Raw genomic sequence first — 17,067 nt, 5'->3', positions numbered from 1 at the left:
ATCCCTGACACCCACAGGTCAAGTACTCAAGTAACGGGCAATCAAGGCAATACCGCTGGCCAGCACCAGCCAGGTCACCAACCGCACGAACGCCTCACGGGACATGCGCAGGGTCAGCCGTCGACTAACCCACAACCCCAGCGCCATTGCCGGTAACAGGCACACTGCCAACATCAACAAGGATAGCTCGGCATAGACTCCCGCGATCAAAAACAGACTCAGGCGCACCACCGTGCTGCAACTGATCAACGCACTCTGGGTCGCCCGCGCCGCTTCCTTGGGTAGGCGGCTGTTGAGGTAGATCGCATATAAAAAGCCGCCACTGCCAAACAACGCGCCAAACAACCCACCGACAGTGCCCATGGGAATCGCCCAGCCGACAGCGAGCTGCCTGGGCCTGGCCTTCACCGCCAGGCTATAGATCGCATAGGCGCTGATAAACAGCCCCATCAGCAGCAGCAATAGATCCGATTGAAGGTTGAGCAAAAAGATCACCCCGAGGGTGCAGCCAATCGCCATGCACGGCAGCAACCTCAACAGCTCCGGCTTCGCCACATCTCGCCGCGATTGTAGGAGGTTGCCAAAGGCCGCGACAAAATCCAGCAACACCAGCAACGGGATGATCTTCGACAGCGGCATAAACAGGATCAGGATCGGCCCCGCCACCAGCGCCGTGCCAAAGCCGGCAATGCCGAACACTATGTAGGCCACGACGACTCCCAAGCCAATCACCAACCAGTCAACGCCACCAAAGGACCAATTACTCATCAGTTCGACAGGGCTCATGCCGTACTCCTTAATGAAGATGGCCATCACTTTAGCCATTGGCTAGGGTTGCGACTAATATCTTCAAAGGCCACTACCTATCTCGAAAAGGCATGACTTGTGATTTCCACCCGGCAACTGCGTTACTTCGTCGAAATCGCCGAGAGCGGCAGCTTCAGCGCCGCCGCCGAGCGGCTGTTTGTCGCGCAATCGGCCCTTAGCCGGCAGATCAAGGAGCTTGAATCTCAACTGCAAACCCCATTATTCGAACGCACCGCCCGCCAACCACGGTTAACCGCAGCGGGCGAAGCGTTTTATCCTAGGGCGCGCAACCTGCTGGGCGAATTGCACAAGGCCAGTGAAATGGCCACGCAAGTGGGCAACGGTCAACTCGGCACGTTGCGCCTGAGTCATTCCAGCACGGTGCCGATGAGCGGTCGCCTGTTGCAAGGGATCAGCACCTACCTGCAACAGTGCCCTGACGTGTCGATGGACATCGTCAAACTGTCCTCCGAAGCGCAACTGGAAGAAATCGCCGAGGGGCGGCTGGAGGTAGGGCTATTGCGCTTGCCGGTATTGCGTCAGCGCGAGGGGGTGCGAATCGTGCCTTTATATAGTGAGCGATTGTTGTTGGCGGTGCCGCCCGACCACCCGCTGGCGCTCAACAAGACGGCTATCGACTTGGCCCAACTCAAGGACGAGGCCTTTATCTCGATCCCTCACCCACAGCGCGGCGGGCTGAGTTACCTGTCAGCCGAACTGTGCATGCGTGCCGGATTTTTCCCCAGGGCGGCGCGGGTAATGTCACGCAAGACCACGCAATTGCAGTTGATTCAGGCCGGGTTTGGCATCGCCTTGTTGCCTGAATCGATGCAGGACATCGCCCCGGCCAATATCCACTTCCTGCCGTTGGCTGATCCTGATTGCCTAAGCACCATCGCCCTCGCCTGCCGGCAAGCGCCAACTGCGCTGGTGGAGCAATTCTGTCAAACACTGGGCAAATGCCTATAAACTGCCGCCCATGATTAAAGATCCCTTTGCCCGCCTGGGCCTGGACCGCGAAGTCCTGACTGTCAGCCAGCTCAACGGCCGCGCGCGGGTGTTGCTTGAAGACGTGTTCACCAATATCTGGGTTGAAGGCGAAATCTCCAACCTCGCCCGCCCAGCTTCCGGCCACGTGTATTTCACCCTCAAGGACAGCGGTGCCCAGGTGCGCTGCGCGCTGTTCCGGCAGAACGCTGCACGGGTACGCCAAGCCTTGAAGGATGGCCTGGCGGTCAAGGTGCGGGGCAAGGTCTCGCTGTTTGAAGGCCGTGGCGACTATCAACTGATTCTCGACACCGTGGAGCCTGCCGGTGACGGCGCCCTTCGCCTAGCCTTCGATGCGCTGAAGGAAAAACTCAGCGCCGAAGGTCTGTTCAGCGCCGAACGCAAGGTGCCGCTGCCTGCTCATCCGCAGCGCATCGGCATTATCAGTTCGCCCACTGGCGCGGTGATCCGCGACATCATCAGTGTGTTCCGCCGCCGTGCGCCGCAGGTGCAATTGACGTTGATCCCAACGGCGGTTCAAGGCCGTGAAGCGATAACGCAGATCGTCCGCGCCTTGAAGCTGGCCGACGCTCGTGGCTTCGACGCGCTGATCCTGGCCCGTGGCGGCGGCTCCCTGGAAGACCTCTGGTGCTTCAACGAAGAAGCCGTAGCCCGCGCCGTGGATGCGTGCGTGACGCCAATTGTCAGCGCCATCGGCCATGAAACCGATGTATCCATCAGCGATTTCGTCGCCGACGTGCGTGCGCCAACGCCTTCCGCTGCCGCCGAACTGCTGGCACCGGACTCCAGCGATCTGGTGCGCCAGGTCGAAAGCCTGCACCGGCGCCTGGTGATGCGCATACGCAACCGGTTGATGCATGACCGCCTGCGCCTGGAAGGTATGGCCCGCCGCCTGCGTCATCCGGGTGAACGTCTGCGCCAGCAAGCCCAACGCCTGGACGATCTGGATATGCGCCTGCGCCGCGCCTTCGAGCGTAGCCTCAATACCCGTCGTGAACGTTTGATCCGCCTGGAAACCCGCCTCGCCGGCCAACATCCAGGCCGCCAACTGGCGCTGCTGCGCCAACGCCTGGACAGCCTCGCCGAACGCCTGCCCAGGGCTATGCGCGAAGGCCTCAAGGCGCGGCGCCTCCAGCTACAAAGCCAGGTGCAGACGCTGCAAGTGGTCAGCCCGCTGGCAACGCTGGGCCGTGGCTACAGCATTTTGCTGGACGAGCGCGGCCAGGTAATTCGCAACGCCGCGCAAACCCACACCGGCCAGCGCCTTAGCGCGAGACTCGGTGAAGGTCAATTGCAGGTTCGGGTGGAAGACAACCACCTCACGCCCGTCACTCTCTCGTTACTGGATTGATTCATGCCACGTTTTCTTAGCTTGTTGATGCTGTTGTGCCTGACCTTCAATGCCCATGCCGACAGCTACATCACTCGGGTGCTGAACAAGCCTGTTCCCGGTGGTGTCGCGGTTATTGACCTGGGCGCCTCAGCGATGGCGCCTAAAGCCAGCTACCAAGGGAAACCGGTACTGGTGGTCAAGGAGCAGGAGAACTGGCGGGCAATTGTCGGCATCCCGCTAACCGTCAAACCCGGCAGCCAGCAAATCAGCAGTGGCAGCCGCAATCTGGCGTTCACCGTGGGCAACAAGAAATACCCGGAACAACACATTACCTTGAAGAACAAAAGCCAGGTGAACCCAGACCCTGCACAACTCAAACGCATCGAAGGCGAACTGGCGGTTCAGCTTAAGGCTTACCGCAGTTTCAGTCCGAACACACCGAGCAACCTGGTGCTGGACAAGCCGGTCAACGGGCCACTGTCGAGCAAGTTTGGTGTGCGACGGTTCTTTAATGGCGAGGAGCGTAATCCTCATTCGGGCCTCGATTTTGCCGTGGGGGCCGGTACACCGATCAAGACCCCGGCGGGTGGCAAGGTGATTTTGACCGGCAACTACTTTTTCAATGGCAACACCGTGTTCGTCGACCATGGCCAGGGCTTTATCAGCATGTTTTGCCATATGTCGAAGATTGATGTAATCGTGGGCCAGCAATTGGCGCGCGGCGCGGTAGTGGGCAAGGTGGGCTCCACCGGACGGGCGACCGGGCCGCATATGCACTGGAATATCAGCTTGAATGATGCGCGGGTAGATCCGGCGATATTTATTGGGTCGTTTCAGCCTTGACGTAAAGGGTGATTCTTTTGGGGGCTGCTGCGCAGCCCAACGCGGCGGTGCGGCGATCCGACAAGCCCGCTCGCTACAACCAGCGACCTCAATTGCGCACCTTACAAAGCTTGCGCAAATAAAATCACATACAAGACCATTGCCAGCCATAAAATCTCGTTTATTACGCCAATATCAGAACTTCTCTCAATTTTTTCCGACTGCTTGCCATCTTTCACCCCGGCGGTTAGGGTTGAGCTTATGAAAACCTCTCACACCCTCATTCAGCTCCGCCAGCACCGCAGCCTGTGCCTCGTCAGCGCACGACTGCCAGGCTGAATCGATCTGCCTCGTCCCAAGCTTCATCCCCAACAATAGTTTTACGGCAGGCCGCCTTTTCTCGGCCCCTACAACAAAGGATTTCCCGATGAGCATGCTCAAAGACCCGTCTTCGAAATACCGCGCGTTCCCGACCATTGATATCCCGGACCGTACCTGGCCGTCGAAGACCATCACCGCCGCGCCGATCTGGTGCAGTTCCGACTTGCGCGACGGCAACCAGTCGCTGATCGAACCGATGGACGCGGTGAAAAAGCTGCGCTTCTGGAAAACCCTGGTATCGGTCGGCGTGAAGGAAATCGAGGCCTCGTTCCCGGCCGCTTCGCAAACCGACTTCGACTTCGTCCGTACCCTGATTGAAGACAACCACATCCCCGAGGACACCACCATCCAGGTGCTGACCCAGGGCCGTGAAGACTTGATCGCCCGTACTTTCGAATCTCTGCGCGGGGCGAAAAAAGCCATCGTTCACTTGTACAACGCCACTTCGCCGTCGTTCCGCCGCATTGTCTTCAATCAGGACAAGGACGGGGTCAAGGCCATCGCGGTCAACGCGGCCAAGCTGTTCGTCAAATACGCCGCCCAGCAACCGGATACCCAGTGGACCTTCGAATACTCGCCAGAGACCTTCAGCGCCACTGAGCTGGAGTTCGCCAAGGAAGTCTGTGACGCGGTGATCGAGGTGTGGAACCCGACACCTGAGCACAAGGTGATCCTCAACCTGCCCGCCACCGTTGAGTGCGCCACGCCGAACATCTATGCCGACCAGATCGAATGGTTCGGTCGTCATATCAACCGTCGTGACAGCGTGATCATCAGCCTGCACACCCATAACGACCGTGGCACTGGCGTAGCGGCCACCGAGTTGGGCCTGATGGCCGGTGCCGACCGTGTCGAAGGCTGCCTGTTCGGCAATGGCGAGCGCACCGGCAACGTCGATCTGGTGACCGTGGCGCTGAACCTCTACACCCAGGGCATACACCCTGAGCTGGATTTCTCCGACATCGACGGCGTACGCAAGGTCGTGGAAGAGTGCAACCAGATTCAGGTGCACCCGCGTCACCCGTATGTCGGTGATCTGGTTCACACCGCTTTCTCCGGCTCCCACCAGGACGCGATCCGCAAGGGCTTTGCCCAGCAAAAACCGGATGCCTTGTGGGAAGTGCCGTACTTGCCGATCGACCCGGCCGACATCGGCCGCAGCTACGAGGCAGTAATTCGCGTCAATAGTCAGTCGGGCAAGGGCGGCATCGCCTACCTGCTGGAGCAGGAATACGGCATCAGCTTGCCACGCCGCATGCAGATTGAATTCAGCCAGGTAGTACAGGCGGAAACCGACCGCGTGGGCCTGGAGATGACGGCCTCGCAGATTCACAGCCTGCTGCAACGTGAATACTTGCAAGCCAACACTCCATACGCGCTGGTCAGCCATCGCCTGCAGGAAGAAAACGGCAATAGCTCGGTAGAAGTTGAAGTCTCCGGCAAGGGACAGGGCGAAACCAACCTGCGCTGGCACGGTAAAGGCAACGGCGCCCTGGAAGCGCTGGTGGCCGGGCTGCCGATTGGTGTGGAAATCATGGATTACAACGAACACGCCATCGGCGCCGGTACCAATGCCAAGGCAGCGGCCTACATTGAGCTGCGAGTGAACGGTGAGCGTCCGGTGCACGGCGTGGGCATTGATGAAAACATCACCACGGCGAGCTTCAAGGCGGTGTTCAGCGCGCTGAACCGCTCCCTGAGCCAGCTGGAAGCGAAAGCGGCGTAAGCACTGACCGCTGAAATGCAAAAGGCCCCTGGATGAGAATCCAGGGGCCTTTTTTGTTGGGCCTTGCACCACTGAAGCGAAAGCAACTCCATATAGACCTACAACTGCCAATAGGAGCGTCCTGCAAAACCACAAACTGAGCACTTGCTTCACTAAAGCGTAATTTTTAGCCAAAAAAAATGGAACTGGCAATATCACTCTTCCCACTCAGTCAGCGTCTGCAAGGAGTGGACGATCATGCATTTACTTACCAAGGATAAGATCAACGTCGTACATTAGAGAATTTACGCGTGGAAGACACCAATAATTGTTCTGCCTGCCCAACTCCTCCCGATAAAACAATATTGTCTTCCCGCCCTCAAAAAATGTTTGATTTCGGAGACTTCGCGCGTGATTAATCAAATCCCCTCATCGTCGACTGGTGCCTGGCCACTCGTTCCAGACGCGTCCTCACAGAAAGATTCGGCAGCAGAAACGCAGACGGCTCATCCCACATACTTTCAGCCTGCTCCCACTGAGGATGCTGACTCACCATCGAAAAAAAGCATTACTCCTGAAAGCCTAGGCATAAAAAAAGGGCATGTAGGCCTGGCCACCTTCATGTATGAAACGATGTATAAAGCAAAAGAAGAAAACGATAACTTTTCAAATAGAATCGCCAAAGAGCATAGTGGAAAAGTTATTACTGCCCCGATGAAATCAATTGATCGCTCCCTGACAAAGATAGACAACGACTATGCAGGGGACATGGGAAAAATCAAAGATATCACTCGCTCCACTGTCATCGTCAACAGCGATAAAATAGACGATGTGCTTTCCGACTTACAAAAGAAAGAAGGAATGAATATCAAGCATATCAACGGTGATGTCGATCCACTCGGCTACAGTGGCATTAACGCAACCTACAAAGCGAAAGAAGGAGGAAACTGTGAACTCCAGGTTATTACTCCGGCGATGATATTTGGAAAGATGAATCCAAGTACAGCCAAAAGCATGCTGGGGGAAGAGTACTGCAGGAGACTGGAAGAAGCCTCCGGACAAAAAGGAGGCCTGGGGCATGGGTTCTATGAACAGTATCGAACAATAGACCCCAACAGCGAGAAAGCCAAAGACATCGCGCAACAAAGCAAAGACTATTACGCGGCGATAAGAAACAACGAGTTCTCCCTTTAAGCAGCGCTCTTGAGCCTTCCCTCGCGACTCAGAACAAAGCCGAGATTTCCCCACAGGCTTGGCAGGTACCTCAGCACAAGGCCGAGGTATCGCTGACGAACACTCAGGTCAGTTCAAAAGTATCGGCATCCAGGTTCGCCGGGAAGCGTGTGCGGTACTCCGCCAATTCCGATGCATCCAGGCACACCTGGAACACCCCGTCCGCCTCCCCTACGCTCAGCAGGCTCTCTCCCTGGAAGTCCAGGACCTGGCTGTCACCGGTGTAGGCAAAACCTTTACCGTCCGTGCCCACTCGATTCACCGCCACCACATAGCACAGGTTTTCGATGGCCCGTGCCGGCAGCAGGCGGTTCCAGTGCTGACGCCGTGCGCCCGGCCAGTTGGCGGTGTACAGCAGCAGGTCTGTGTCTTGGGCATCGCGGCTCCACACCGGAAAACGCAGGTCATAGCAAATCAACGGACGAATCCGCCAGCCCTTGAGTTCGAACTGCACCTGGCGCTCGCCAGGGGTGTAGTGGTCGTGCTCACCGGCCATGCGAAACAGATGGCGCTTGTCGTAATGCAGCACCTCACCATCAGGCCGCGCCCACAACAGGCGGTTACGGTGGCTGCCGTCAGCAGCCAGGATGATCACGCTGCCAGTGATCACCGCGTCGTGTTTCTTCGCCTGGGCCTTGAGCCATTCATGGGTTGGACCATTTTCCACTTCGGCAAGGGTTTGCGACGCCATGGAAAAGCCGGTGGTGAACATCTCCGGTAGCACAATCAGGTCCGCCCCCTTGGTCTGCTCCAGCAGCGGCTCAAAATGCTCCAAGTTGGCCTGGCGGTCGTGCCAGACAAGGGTGGTCTGCACCAGGGCGATGTTCAGGTTGGGCAACGCACTCAGATCACGCATAGTTTTTCTGCTGCTTGGCGCAGCGTCTCCTCGCGCTTGGCAAAACACAGGCGCACCAGGCGCTGGCCTTGGGGTGGGCTCTGGTAGAACACCGAAACCGGGATGGTCGCCACGCCGTGCTCGCGAGTCATCCACAGCGACATCTCGACGTCATTGAGGTCGGGGCGAATCCGCGAGTAATCCACCAGTTGGAAGTAAGTACCGGTCACTCGGGTAAAACTGAAACGCGACGGTGCCAGCAAGTCGCAAAACAGGTCACGCTTGGCCTGATAAAAGGCCGGTAGCTCTTCGACGTGTTTCGGGTGTTCGGCCATGAAATCCGCCAGCGCGTACTGCAAAGGAGTCACGCCGCAGAAGCTGACGTATTGATGCACCTTGCGCAGTTCGGCAGTCAGGGCCGGTGGCGCGACCACGTAGCCGGTTTTCCAGCCGGTAACGTGATAGGTCTTGCCAAAGGAGCTGACCACAAATGAACGTTGATACAGCTCCTCATGGGCCAGCACGCTGACGTGGGGCACACCATCGAACACCAAGTGTTCGTAAACCTCGTCGCTGACCAGGTAGATATCGCGGTCGCGGATCAGTTCGGCCAACTGGTCCAGCTCGGCCCGATTGATCAAGGCACCGCTGGGGTTATGCGGGGTGTTGAGAATGATCATGCGGGTGCGCGGCGACAGTGCAGCCTTAATCTTCTCGAAATCCAGGGTGAAGTCATGCAGGCCCAACTGCACATGCACGCAACGACCGCCGGCCAGCTCCACCGAGGGCTCGTAGCTGTCGTAGCAAGGGTCAAATACGATGACTTCATCACCGCTGCGGATCACCGCCTGGATCGCGCAGAAGATTGCCTGGGTAGCGCCGGGGGTGATGGTCACTTCGCTGTCGGCGCTCACCGTGGAGCCGTAGCTGCGGGCGATCTTGGCCGCCACCTGCTGACGCAACGCAGGGAGACCGGTCATGGGGGCGTATTGGTTATGGCCGCTGGCGATATGTTTGCCCACCGCGTCGAGCAAGGCTTGGGGGCCATTGAAATCGGGAAAACCCTGGGACAGGTTAAGCGCGCCGGTTTCGGCGGCGAGCTGGGACATGGTAGTGAAAATGGTGGTGCCGACATTCGGCAGTTTACTGGTGATCATCGGTGAGTCCCTGCTGAACACCCGGCTCTACGGCGGCACGGGAAGGACCGAGGATAGCCCATACCGCGCGCATAAAAAAAGGGCGCCAGAGGCGCCCTTTCGGCTGATCGGGATCAGCGTTTATCTTTACGCTTTTTATCAGCCTTCTTGTTGTGACTCATCAAGCGACGCTTCTTGTTCACTTGGCGGTCAGTCAGGCTGTTCTTGTTGCCTTCGTATGGGTTTTCGCCACCCTTGAACTCGATACGGATCGGCGTGCCGACCAGTTTCAAGACACGGCGATAGGTGTTTTCCAGGTAACGGACGTAGGACTTGGGTACCTTCTCGATCTGATTACCGTGGATCACGATAATCGGCGGGTTGGCACCACCCAAGTGGGCGTAACGCAGCTTGATCCGGCGGTTGTTGACCATCGGCGGTGCGTGGTCGCCAACTGCGTCTTCGAGGATCTGGGTCAGGCGGTTGGTCGGCCAGCGGGTCACAGCGGACTTGAACGAGTTCTGAACCGAAGCGTAGAGGTTACCCACGCCGGTGCCGTGCAATGCCGAGATAAAGTGGATATCGGCAAAGTCGACGAAGAACAGACGACGCTGCAGCTCGACCTTGACGAAGTCACGCTCGCTCGGCGTCATGCCGTCCCACTTGTTGATCGCAATCACCAAGGCCCGACCGGCTTCCAGGGCAAAGCCCAGGAGGTTGAGGTCGTGGTCGACCACGCCTTCGCGGGCGTCCATGACGAAGATCACCACGTTGGCGTCTTTGATCGCCTGCAGGGTTTTGACCACGGAGAACTTTTCAACTTCCTCGTGGATCTTGCCACGCTTGCGCACGCCGGCGGTGTCGATCAGCGTGTACTTCTCGTCGTTACGCTCGAACGGGATGTAGATACTGTCGCGGGTGGTGCCGGGTTCGTCATAGACGATAACTCGGTCTTCGCCCAGCATACGGTTGACCAGGGTCGACTTGCCGACGTTCGGCCGGCCGATGATGGCGATCTTGATGCCATCTTTCTCGCTCGGGCCAGGAATGCGCTTGGCTTCCTCGCCTTCAGCAACGATCTCGCCTTCGCCCTCTTCTTCCTCGACGTCATCGCGTGGGAAGTCGCGCAGGCAGATTTCCAGCATCTGGGTGATGCCGCGACCGTGGGCACCGGCGATCGGGATCGCGTCGCCCAGGCCCATCGGGCTGAATTCGGCGCGGGCCATTTCCGGATCGATGTTATCGATCTTGTTGGCCACCACGTAGGAACGCTTGTTGCGCTTGCGCAGGTGCTCGCCAATCATCTGGTCAGCAGCGGTGTAGCCCGCGCGGGCATCCACCAGGAACAGCACGACATCGGCTTCTTCAATGGCCAGCAGCGACTGCTCGGCCATCTTTTCGTCCATGCCATGTTCGTCACCGGAGATACCGCCGGTGTCGACAAGAATGTAGGAGCGCCCTTGCCACTTTGCCTCACCGTATTGGCGATCACGGGTCAGACCGGACAAGTCGCCGACGATGGCGTCGCGAGTCCTGGTCAGGCGGTTAAACAAGGTGGACTTGCCGACGTTTGGTCGGCCCACCAGGGCGATTACGGGAACCATGAGGCTCTCCAGTTCGTTATTTCAGAAAATACAAAAGCCGCTGCAAGGCAGCGGCTGGTGCTCGACTGTAGGAGCGAGCTTGCTCAAAAACGCAAAGGCAACGCGTTTATTCAGAATACACGCGTCATCGTTGACGTCCATCGCGAGCAAACTCGCTCCTACAGGTGAAGCTGCCTAGAGGCTACCCCCAAGCATAGTCAAAGCTTTACTTGATGGTCAGGGCTTCCAGCTTGCCACTGTTGCCAAACACGTAAATCATGTCACCTACCACCAGCGGACGGGCACGCAGGCCATCGCTGTCGATACGTTCGCGACCGACAAAGCGACCGTCAACCTGGCTCAGCAGGTGCAGGTAACCTTCCAGGTCACCGACCGCCACGTAGCTGGAGAACACTTCCGGTGCCGACAATTGACGGCGAGCCAGGGAGTCGTTGCTCCACAGTGCAGTGGTGGAACGCTCGTCAACACTTTCAACAGTGCCGGACGCGAGGCTTACGTAGACGCTGCCAAACCCTTGGGCGACACCGGCGTAGCTGGAAGCATCACGCTGCCAGAGTACGCGGCCGCTTTGCAGGTCCAGTGCCGCTACACGGCCCTGGTAAGTGGCGACGTAAAGGGTTTCACCCGACAGCAGCAAGCCACCGTCGATGTCCACTACGCGATCCAGTTCCGAACGCCCCTGAGGAATCGCGACCCGTGATTCCCAGGCCGGCACGCCGTTCTGGGTGTCGAGGGCGACCACTTTACCGGTGGACAGGCCTGCTAGTGCCAGACGATTGGTCACAACCGGACCACTGGTACCGCGCAAGGTCAGGACTGCAGGGGTGCTGTCATACAACCAGCGCTGCTCACCGGTGCTGGCGTCAAGGCCAATCACACGGTCATCCTGGGTCTGCACGACAACAATGTCGCCGTTGGTGGCCGGCGGTGCGAGGACTTCACTGGTCACGCGAGCGCGCCATTTCTCTTCACCGTTGCTCGAATCCAGGGCCACGACTTCGCCTTTCAGCGTGCCGATCAGCACCATGCCGTAACCCACGCCAACGGCGCCGGATACTGGCAGTTCGAGGTCTTTCTTCCACTTGACGTCGCCGTTCATGCGATCCATGGAGATCACCACGCCGGTCACGTCAGCGGCCACAATGTTGTCACCGTCGATTGCCGGTACCAGCATGTTGTAGGTGTCGCCCTGGCCGTCACCGATAGAGCGGCTCCACTGCTTTTGCAGGACCACTTCTTCCTTGAAGCTGGTCAGCTCGGCCGGAGGCAGTTCTTTTTTGCTGTTGCTGCTGCAACCCGCGGCCAAAACGGCCAGAGCCAGCAATGCTGCATGTTTCCAACGGATCACGTCACGCATCCCCTTTGGCCAGGTCGTCCAGCTTGATTTGTAAACCACCGACCGCCGCTTCATCAGACAGCGCAGCCTTGGCTTTTTGGTACGCAGCATTGGCTTCGTCGGTACGACCCAATTGGACCAGCAGGTCGCCCTTGAGCTCTTCGCGAGTAGCCAGGAATGCCTTGTCAGCATCGCCGTCGAGCAATTTCAGTGCTTCGTCAGCCTTGTTCTGTGCCGCCAGTACCTGAGCCAGACGCTGACGCGCGATTTCACCCAGGGTCGGGTTGGTCGGTTTGTCGGTGATGGCTTTCAGCTCGGAGGCTGCGTCATCCAGCCTGCCAGTGTCGACCGCGACTTTGGCGACGAACAGACTGCCGTATTGGGCGTAGGCGCTACCGCCAAATTCGCTTTTCAGTTTGCCGGCCAAGTCTGCAACCTGGGCAGGATCAGGCTTGCCGTCAGGCGTCAGCGTGGTTTCCAGCAGTTGCTGATAGAGTATCGAGGCGCCTTGCGACTGATTGCCCTGATACTTCTGCCAGGCCTGCCAGCCGAACACCACTACTAAAGCCAGCAAGCCGCCAGTGACCAGGGGTTTGCCGTTACGCTGCCACCAGTCTTTGAAATCGGCCAGCTGATCATCATCAGAACTCGACACCCCAATACTCCTTAATCGCTAAATTCGGCTGTTTGACAGCTTCAACCCTGCACGATGCAGGTGGCCAAGTGCGCAGCAAGCGCATCAAAGGCAATACTTTGTTGTTCGCCCTGGCCACGCAGGGGTTTGAAACCTACCACTTGCTGGGCCAACTCGTCATCGCCCAGGATCAGTGCAAACAGCGCACCGCTCTTGTCGGCTTTCTTGAACTGGCTTTTAAAGCTACCGGCGCCGGCATTGATTTGCAGGCGCAGGTTTGGCAACTGGTCGCGAACCTTCTCGCTCAAGGTCAGGGCCGCCAGTTCGGCAGCCTCGCCAAAGGCACAGAGGTACACGTCCACCTGACGGGAAATTTCTTCGGGAACCTGCTCCAGGGTTTCCAGCAGCAGGATCAGCCGTTCGATGCCCATGGCAAAACCTACACCGGTGGTCGGCTTGCCGCCCATTTGCTCCACCAGGCCGTCGTACCGACCGCCGGCGCACACGGTGCCCTGGGCGCCAAGTTTGTCGGTGACCCACTCGAATACGGTCTTGCTGTAGTAATCGAGGCCGCGCACCAGCTTGGGGTTGATGACGTAGGGAATGCCGGCTGCATCCAGGCGAGCCTTAAGGCCCTCAAAGTGTGTACGGGACTCGTCATCCAGGTAGTCGGCCATTTTCGGCGCGTCTACGAGTACCGCTTGGGTATCGGCGTTCTTGGTGTCCAGCACCCGCAGCGGGTTGGTCTTCAGACGGCGCTGACTGTCTTCGTCCAGCTTGTCCAAATGAGCGGACAGGAATTCCACCAGGGCTTCGCGGTAGCGGCCCCGGGACTCGCTGGTGCCCAGGCTGTTCAGTTCAAGTGTGACCGCATCGCGGATACCCAGCATGCCCCACAGCCGCCAGGTCAGCACAATCAGCTCGGCGTCGATGTCCGGACCGTCGAGGTTAAAGACTTCCAGACCGATCTGGTGGAACTGGCGATAACGGCCTTTCTGCGGACGCTCGTGGCGAAACATCGGGCCGATGTACCACAATTTCTGCGGCTGGCCACCACCGGTGAGGCCATGTTCCAGCACGGCGCGCACGCACGCGGCGGTACCTTCCGGACGCAGGGTCAGGGAGTCGCCGTTGCGGTCTTCGAAGGTGTACATCTCTTTTTCGACGATGTCGGTCACTTCACCGATGGAGCGTTTGAACAGCTCGGTGAATTCGACGATCGGCATGCGGATCTGCTTGTAACCGTAGTTATCCAGCAGGCGCGCGACAGTGCTCTCGAAGTAGCGCCACAGGGGCGTCTGCTCAGGCAGGATATCGTTCATGCCACGAATGGCTTGCAGAGACTTGCTCACTAAAAATCCTTAAATTCGTTCGATCAGCCGCGCGCGATAACCGCTGCGTCAGCTTCGACCTTCTCGGCCGCTCTCTGGCGGATCAGCCGTTCCAGCTCATCCACCAGATTATCATTCGTCAATTTCTGCGACGGCTTGCCGTCGATGTAAATCAGGTTTGGCGTACCACCGGTCAAGCCTACATGAGCCTCTTTGGCCTCACCTGGCCCGTTGACCACGCAACCGATGACCGCGACATCCAGCGGAACCAACAGGTCTTCGAGGCGCACTTCCAGTTCGTTCATGGTTTTCACCACGTCGAAGTTCTGCCGCGAGCAGCTCGGGCAGGCAATGAAGTTGATGCCACGGGAGCGTAAATGCAGGGATTTGAGAATGTCGTAGCCGACTTTCACTTCCTCTACCGGGTCTGCCGCCAGGGAGATGCGAATAGTATCGCCAATCCCGTCGGCCAGCAGCATACCGAGACCCACCGCAGATTTCACTGTGCCTGAACGCAAACCACCCGCTTCGGTAATCCCCAGGTGCAGCGGCTGGACGATTTCCTTGGCGAGCAGGCGGTAGGCTTCTACCGCCATGAACACGTCGGAAGCCTTTACGCTGACCTTGAAGTCCTGGAAATTCAGGCGCTCGAGGTGTTCAACGTGACGCAATGCAGACTCAACCAGCGCCGCTGGAGTGGGCTCACCGTATTTTTTTTGCAGGTCTTTTTCCAGGGAGCCGGCGTTGACGCCGATACGGATCGGGATGCCCCGATCACGGGCAGCATCCACCACGGCTCGTACCCGGTCTTCGCGACCGATGTTGCCCGGGTTGATCCGCAGACAATCGACGCCCAGTTCGGCGACGCGCAAGGCGATCTTGTAGTCGAAGTGAATGTCGGCGACCAGCGGCACCTTGACCAGTTGCTTGATACGGCCGAACGCTTCAGCCGCGTCCATGTCCGGAACGGAAATTCGCACGATATCGACGCCAGCCGCTTCCAAACGGTTGATCTGGGCGACAGTGGCCGCGACGTCGTTGGTGTCGCTGTTGGTCATGCTCTGTACCGCGATGGGGGCATCGCCACCCACCGGCACCGAGCCGACCCAGATTTTGCGCGATACGCGACGTTTGATTGGAGATTCGCCGTGCATGACTTTATTGTCCCAACTTCAGGCGAGCAGTCTCGCCACTGGTGAACGGCGCCAGGTCCACAGGTTGGCCGTTGTAGGCCACTTGCGCGCCACGGGCAAAGCCCAGACGCAGCGTCAAGGGAGGCTTGCCGCCCTGGTCAAAAGTATCTCCCTTACGCTTGAGACCGCTAAACAGCACTTTGCCATTGCCATCGGTGACTTGCGTCCAGCAGTCAGAGAGGTAGGTAATCTGTACACGTCCATCACCCGCCACAAGAGCAGGCGCTGTTGGCGCTGCAACCGTCGGTGTTACCGGTGCAACCGGAGCCGTTGTGGCTGGGGCCTGGACCGGGGCCGGTGGAGTAGCAGGCACAGCCGGGGCAGGCACAGCGGCGGTAGCGGCTGGGTCAACGCCGGCTTCGGCAGCCGGCTGGCCAGCCTGCAGATCCAGGTTGGCCTGGCCTTCAGGAGCTGTCTGGCCCTGGACTACGGCCTGGTCTTCAGGCTCGTCCAACGGGTGAATCTGAGTGGTGCCGTCGGCGCTTTCAACTTCGACGTGCTCCATGGCGGTGCTGGCTACGTCCTTGCTGCGCAGGGAGGTCTGATCCTGCCACCAGACGAAGCCACCGCCGATCACGGCGATCAACAGCAATAAGCTGACAATTCGCAAAATAGTGTGGGAAACCCGCACCGGCTCCTCGATGCGACCCAGGCCGTGGACATTGCTGCCCTGGGAGTCGGTGCCGGTGAACTGGTCGAATTCCTGGACCAACACGGTCTGGTCAATGCCCAGCAACTTGGCGTAGGCGCGAATATAGCCGCGGGCAAAGGTATGCCCTGGCAGCTTGTCGAACGCACCGGTTTCCAGGTTGCCCAGTGACGTGACGGTCAAGTTGAGTTTTAGGGCCACGTCTGCCAGCGACCAACCATTGCTTTCGCGGGCCTGTCGCAAGGTCTCGCCTGGGTTTACGCGATTAGCTGCTACAACTTCCGGGTGCGCCGCTTTCATCATTGCTCCGACAGGTATTGCTGATATTCCGGCGAGCCGGGATAGAGTCGTTCTAATTGCTGGCCAAAACGTGCGGCCTTGTCGCGTTCTTCATGAACCGTCGCCAGACGCACGCCAAGCAATAGACTACGTGCATTTTGCCCGCTGAGCAGGCTAAACCGTTCGTAATAGTCACGTGCCGGCACATAATGCCTGTCTTCGAAGGACAACTCAGCCATTTCCAGCAATGCCCGTGGCTGGTGGCGGTTCAGGTGTAGGGCTTTTTCCAGTTGCTGGCGAGCGGTATCGCGCTGCCCGAGAAGCATTGAGGTCACCCCCAGGTTCTCAAAAGCCCGCGAACGCCCAGGATAGAGGGTATCGGCCGCCGCTTGCTGGAAATAACCGGACGCTTCGGCATAACGCTTTTGCTGAAACAGGAAGCTGCCGTAGTTATTGAGCAGACGTGGATCATTGGAGCGCGCCGCCAGTGCCTTGTGGAAATACTGGTCGGCCAATTCTGGTTCGTCCTGAGCCTGGAACACCAGGGCCAGCGCAGCATTGGCGTCGGCATCGCGACTGTCGAGGACCAGGGCCTTTTGCAACGGCACCTTGGCCTGTTCGCTCAACCCCTGGCGCAGGTAACCCAACCCCAACTGCACATAGGCAGCACGCGCCTCGTCGCGGCCCTTGCTGGTTTGCAAAGGGCTGTCATGGCCCGATGAAACACAGCCAACCGTGAGGCTGGCAACAAGCAAAAGCAGCGCAAGGCGCAAGGGCATAG

15 protein-coding genes are annotated in these 17,067 nt (G+C 58.6%); 5 read left to right on the top strand and 10 right to left on the bottom strand.

What is annotated here, in order from left to right; genetic code table 11:
* Positions 1–18: 18 nt before the first annotated feature.
* A complete protein-coding gene (locus tag ACZRKZ_RS01250) occupies positions 19–786 on the bottom strand; it encodes a sulfite exporter TauE/SafE family protein (RefSeq protein WP_463980481.1) in 768 nt (255 codons plus the stop codon).
* 99 nt (positions 787–885) lie between these two features.
* Between ACZRKZ_RS01250 and ACZRKZ_RS01245 the strand changes: the two genes are divergently transcribed.
* The 5 genes from ACZRKZ_RS01245 to ACZRKZ_RS01225 all read left to right on the top strand — a co-directional run bounded on the left by ACZRKZ_RS01245 (position 886) and on the right by ACZRKZ_RS01225 (position 7,250).
* Positions 886–1,776 (top strand): LysR family transcriptional regulator, encoded by an 891-nt coding sequence (locus ACZRKZ_RS01245; RefSeq protein ID WP_463980480.1) that lies wholly within the window; start codon positions 886–888, stop codon positions 1,774–1,776.
* Between the two features lie 10 nt (positions 1,777–1,786).
* On the top strand, positions 1,787–3,166 hold the full coding sequence (gene xseA, locus ACZRKZ_RS01240) for an exodeoxyribonuclease VII large subunit (protein WP_463980479.1): 1,380 nt from the start codon (positions 1,787–1,789) through the stop codon (positions 3,164–3,166).
* A gap of 3 nt (positions 3,167–3,169) precedes the next feature.
* On the top strand, positions 3,170–3,991 hold the full coding sequence (locus ACZRKZ_RS01235; RefSeq protein ID WP_463980478.1) for a peptidoglycan DD-metalloendopeptidase family protein: 822 nt from the start codon (positions 3,170–3,172) through the stop codon (positions 3,989–3,991).
* Between the two features lie 406 nt (positions 3,992–4,397).
* Positions 4,398–6,077: a 2-isopropylmalate synthase gene (gene leuA / locus ACZRKZ_RS01230; RefSeq protein WP_463968127.1), complete on the top strand. Its 1,680-nt coding sequence runs from the start codon at positions 4,398–4,400 to the stop codon at positions 6,075–6,077.
* Between the two features lie 390 nt (positions 6,078–6,467).
* Positions 6,468–7,250 carry a hypothetical protein gene (locus ACZRKZ_RS01225; RefSeq protein ID WP_463980477.1) on the top strand — a complete coding sequence of 261 codons (783 nt, stop codon included), beginning with the start codon at positions 6,468–6,470 and terminating at the stop codon, positions 7,248–7,250.
* 103 nt (positions 7,251–7,353) lie between these two features.
* On the opposite strand, the gene ACZRKZ_RS01220 is transcribed toward ACZRKZ_RS01225, so the two are convergent.
* The 9 genes from ACZRKZ_RS01220 to pilW form a co-directional block, all read right to left on the bottom strand.
* Positions 7,354–8,145, bottom strand: a complete 792-nt coding sequence (locus ACZRKZ_RS01220; RefSeq protein ID WP_463980476.1) for an amidohydrolase — start codon at positions 8,143–8,145, stop codon at positions 7,354–7,356.
* On the bottom strand, positions 8,133–9,281 hold the full coding sequence (locus ACZRKZ_RS01215) for a pyridoxal phosphate-dependent aminotransferase (RefSeq protein ID WP_463980475.1): 1,149 nt from the start codon (positions 9,279–9,281) through the stop codon (positions 8,133–8,135). Before ACZRKZ_RS01215 ends, ACZRKZ_RS01220 begins: the two co-directional genes overlap by 13 nt.
* Positions 9,282–9,394: 113 nt before the next feature.
* Positions 9,395–10,864, bottom strand: a complete 1,470-nt coding sequence (gene der / locus ACZRKZ_RS01210) for a ribosome biogenesis GTPase Der (protein WP_149411630.1) — start codon at positions 10,862–10,864, stop codon at positions 9,395–9,397.
* A 205-nt stretch (positions 10,865–11,069) separates the two neighbouring features.
* Entirely contained in the window at positions 11,070–12,221 is a 1,152-nt protein-coding gene (gene bamB / locus ACZRKZ_RS01205) for an outer membrane protein assembly factor BamB (RefSeq protein ID WP_149411631.1), read from the bottom strand.
* On the bottom strand, positions 12,214–12,855 hold the full coding sequence (locus ACZRKZ_RS01200) for a YfgM family protein (RefSeq protein WP_463980474.1): 642 nt from the start codon (positions 12,853–12,855) through the stop codon (positions 12,214–12,216). The genes bamB and ACZRKZ_RS01200 overlap by 8 nt, the downstream gene beginning before the upstream one ends.
* A gap of 41 nt (positions 12,856–12,896) precedes the next feature.
* A complete protein-coding gene (gene hisS / locus ACZRKZ_RS01195; protein WP_133102090.1) occupies positions 12,897–14,186 on the bottom strand; it encodes a histidine--tRNA ligase in 1,290 nt (429 codons plus the stop codon).
* A 23-nt stretch (positions 14,187–14,209) separates the two neighbouring features.
* A complete protein-coding gene (gene ispG, locus ACZRKZ_RS01190) occupies positions 14,210–15,319 on the bottom strand; it encodes a flavodoxin-dependent (E)-4-hydroxy-3-methylbut-2-enyl-diphosphate synthase (protein WP_463968123.1) in 1,110 nt (369 codons plus the stop codon).
* 4 nt (positions 15,320–15,323) lie between these two features.
* Positions 15,324–16,307 carry a RodZ domain-containing protein gene (locus ACZRKZ_RS01185; RefSeq protein WP_463980473.1) on the bottom strand — a complete coding sequence of 328 codons (984 nt, stop codon included), beginning with the start codon at positions 16,305–16,307 and terminating at the stop codon, positions 15,324–15,326.
* On the bottom strand, positions 16,307–17,065 hold the full coding sequence (pilW, locus tag ACZRKZ_RS01180; RefSeq protein WP_463980472.1) for a type IV pilus biogenesis/stability protein PilW: 759 nt from the start codon (positions 17,063–17,065) through the stop codon (positions 16,307–16,309). Before pilW ends, ACZRKZ_RS01185 begins: the two co-directional genes overlap by 1 nt.
* Positions 17,066–17,067: the final 2 nt, after the last annotated feature.

This window comes from Pseudomonas sp. c313, assembly GCF_055407145.1.
Note: the sequence above shows the minus strand (reverse complement) of the source record. Positions and strands in the feature narration are given on the sequence as shown.

What these genes read in the sequence shown, in the direction of transcription:
- ACZRKZ_RS01250 (WP_463980481.1), bottom strand. Translation starts at nt 786, where the DNA reads ATGAGCCCTGTCGAACTGATGAGTAATTGGTCCTTTGGTGGCGTTGAC.
- ACZRKZ_RS01185 (WP_463980473.1), bottom strand. Translation starts at nt 16,307, where the DNA reads ATGAAAGCGGCGCACCCGGAAGTTGTAGCAGCTAATCGCGTAAACCCA.
- ACZRKZ_RS01235 (WP_463980478.1), top strand. Translation starts at nt 3,170, where the DNA reads ATGCCACGTTTTCTTAGCTTGTTGATGCTGTTGTGCCTGACCTTCAAT.
- ACZRKZ_RS01220 (WP_463980476.1), bottom strand. Translation starts at nt 8,145, where the DNA reads ATGCGTGATCTGAGTGCGTTGCCCAACCTGAACATCGCCCTGGTGCAG.
- ACZRKZ_RS01215 (WP_463980475.1), bottom strand. Translation starts at nt 9,281, where the DNA reads ATGATCACCAGTAAACTGCCGAATGTCGGCACCACCATTTTCACTACC.
- leuA (WP_463968127.1), top strand. Translation starts at nt 4,398, where the DNA reads ATGAGCATGCTCAAAGACCCGTCTTCGAAATACCGCGCGTTCCCGACC.
- xseA (WP_463980479.1), top strand. Translation starts at nt 1,787, where the DNA reads ATGATTAAAGATCCCTTTGCCCGCCTGGGCCTGGACCGCGAAGTCCTG.
- pilW (WP_463980472.1), bottom strand. Translation starts at nt 17,065, where the DNA reads ATGCCCTTGCGCCTTGCGCTGCTTTTGCTTGTTGCCAGCCTCACGGTT.
- bamB (WP_149411631.1), bottom strand. Translation starts at nt 12,221, where the DNA reads ATGCGTGACGTGATCCGTTGGAAACATGCAGCATTGCTGGCTCTGGCC.
- ispG (WP_463968123.1), bottom strand. Translation starts at nt 15,319, where the DNA reads ATGCACGGCGAATCTCCAATCAAACGTCGCGTATCGCGCAAAATCTGG.
- der (WP_149411630.1), bottom strand. Translation starts at nt 10,864, where the DNA reads ATGGTTCCCGTAATCGCCCTGGTGGGCCGACCAAACGTCGGCAAGTCC.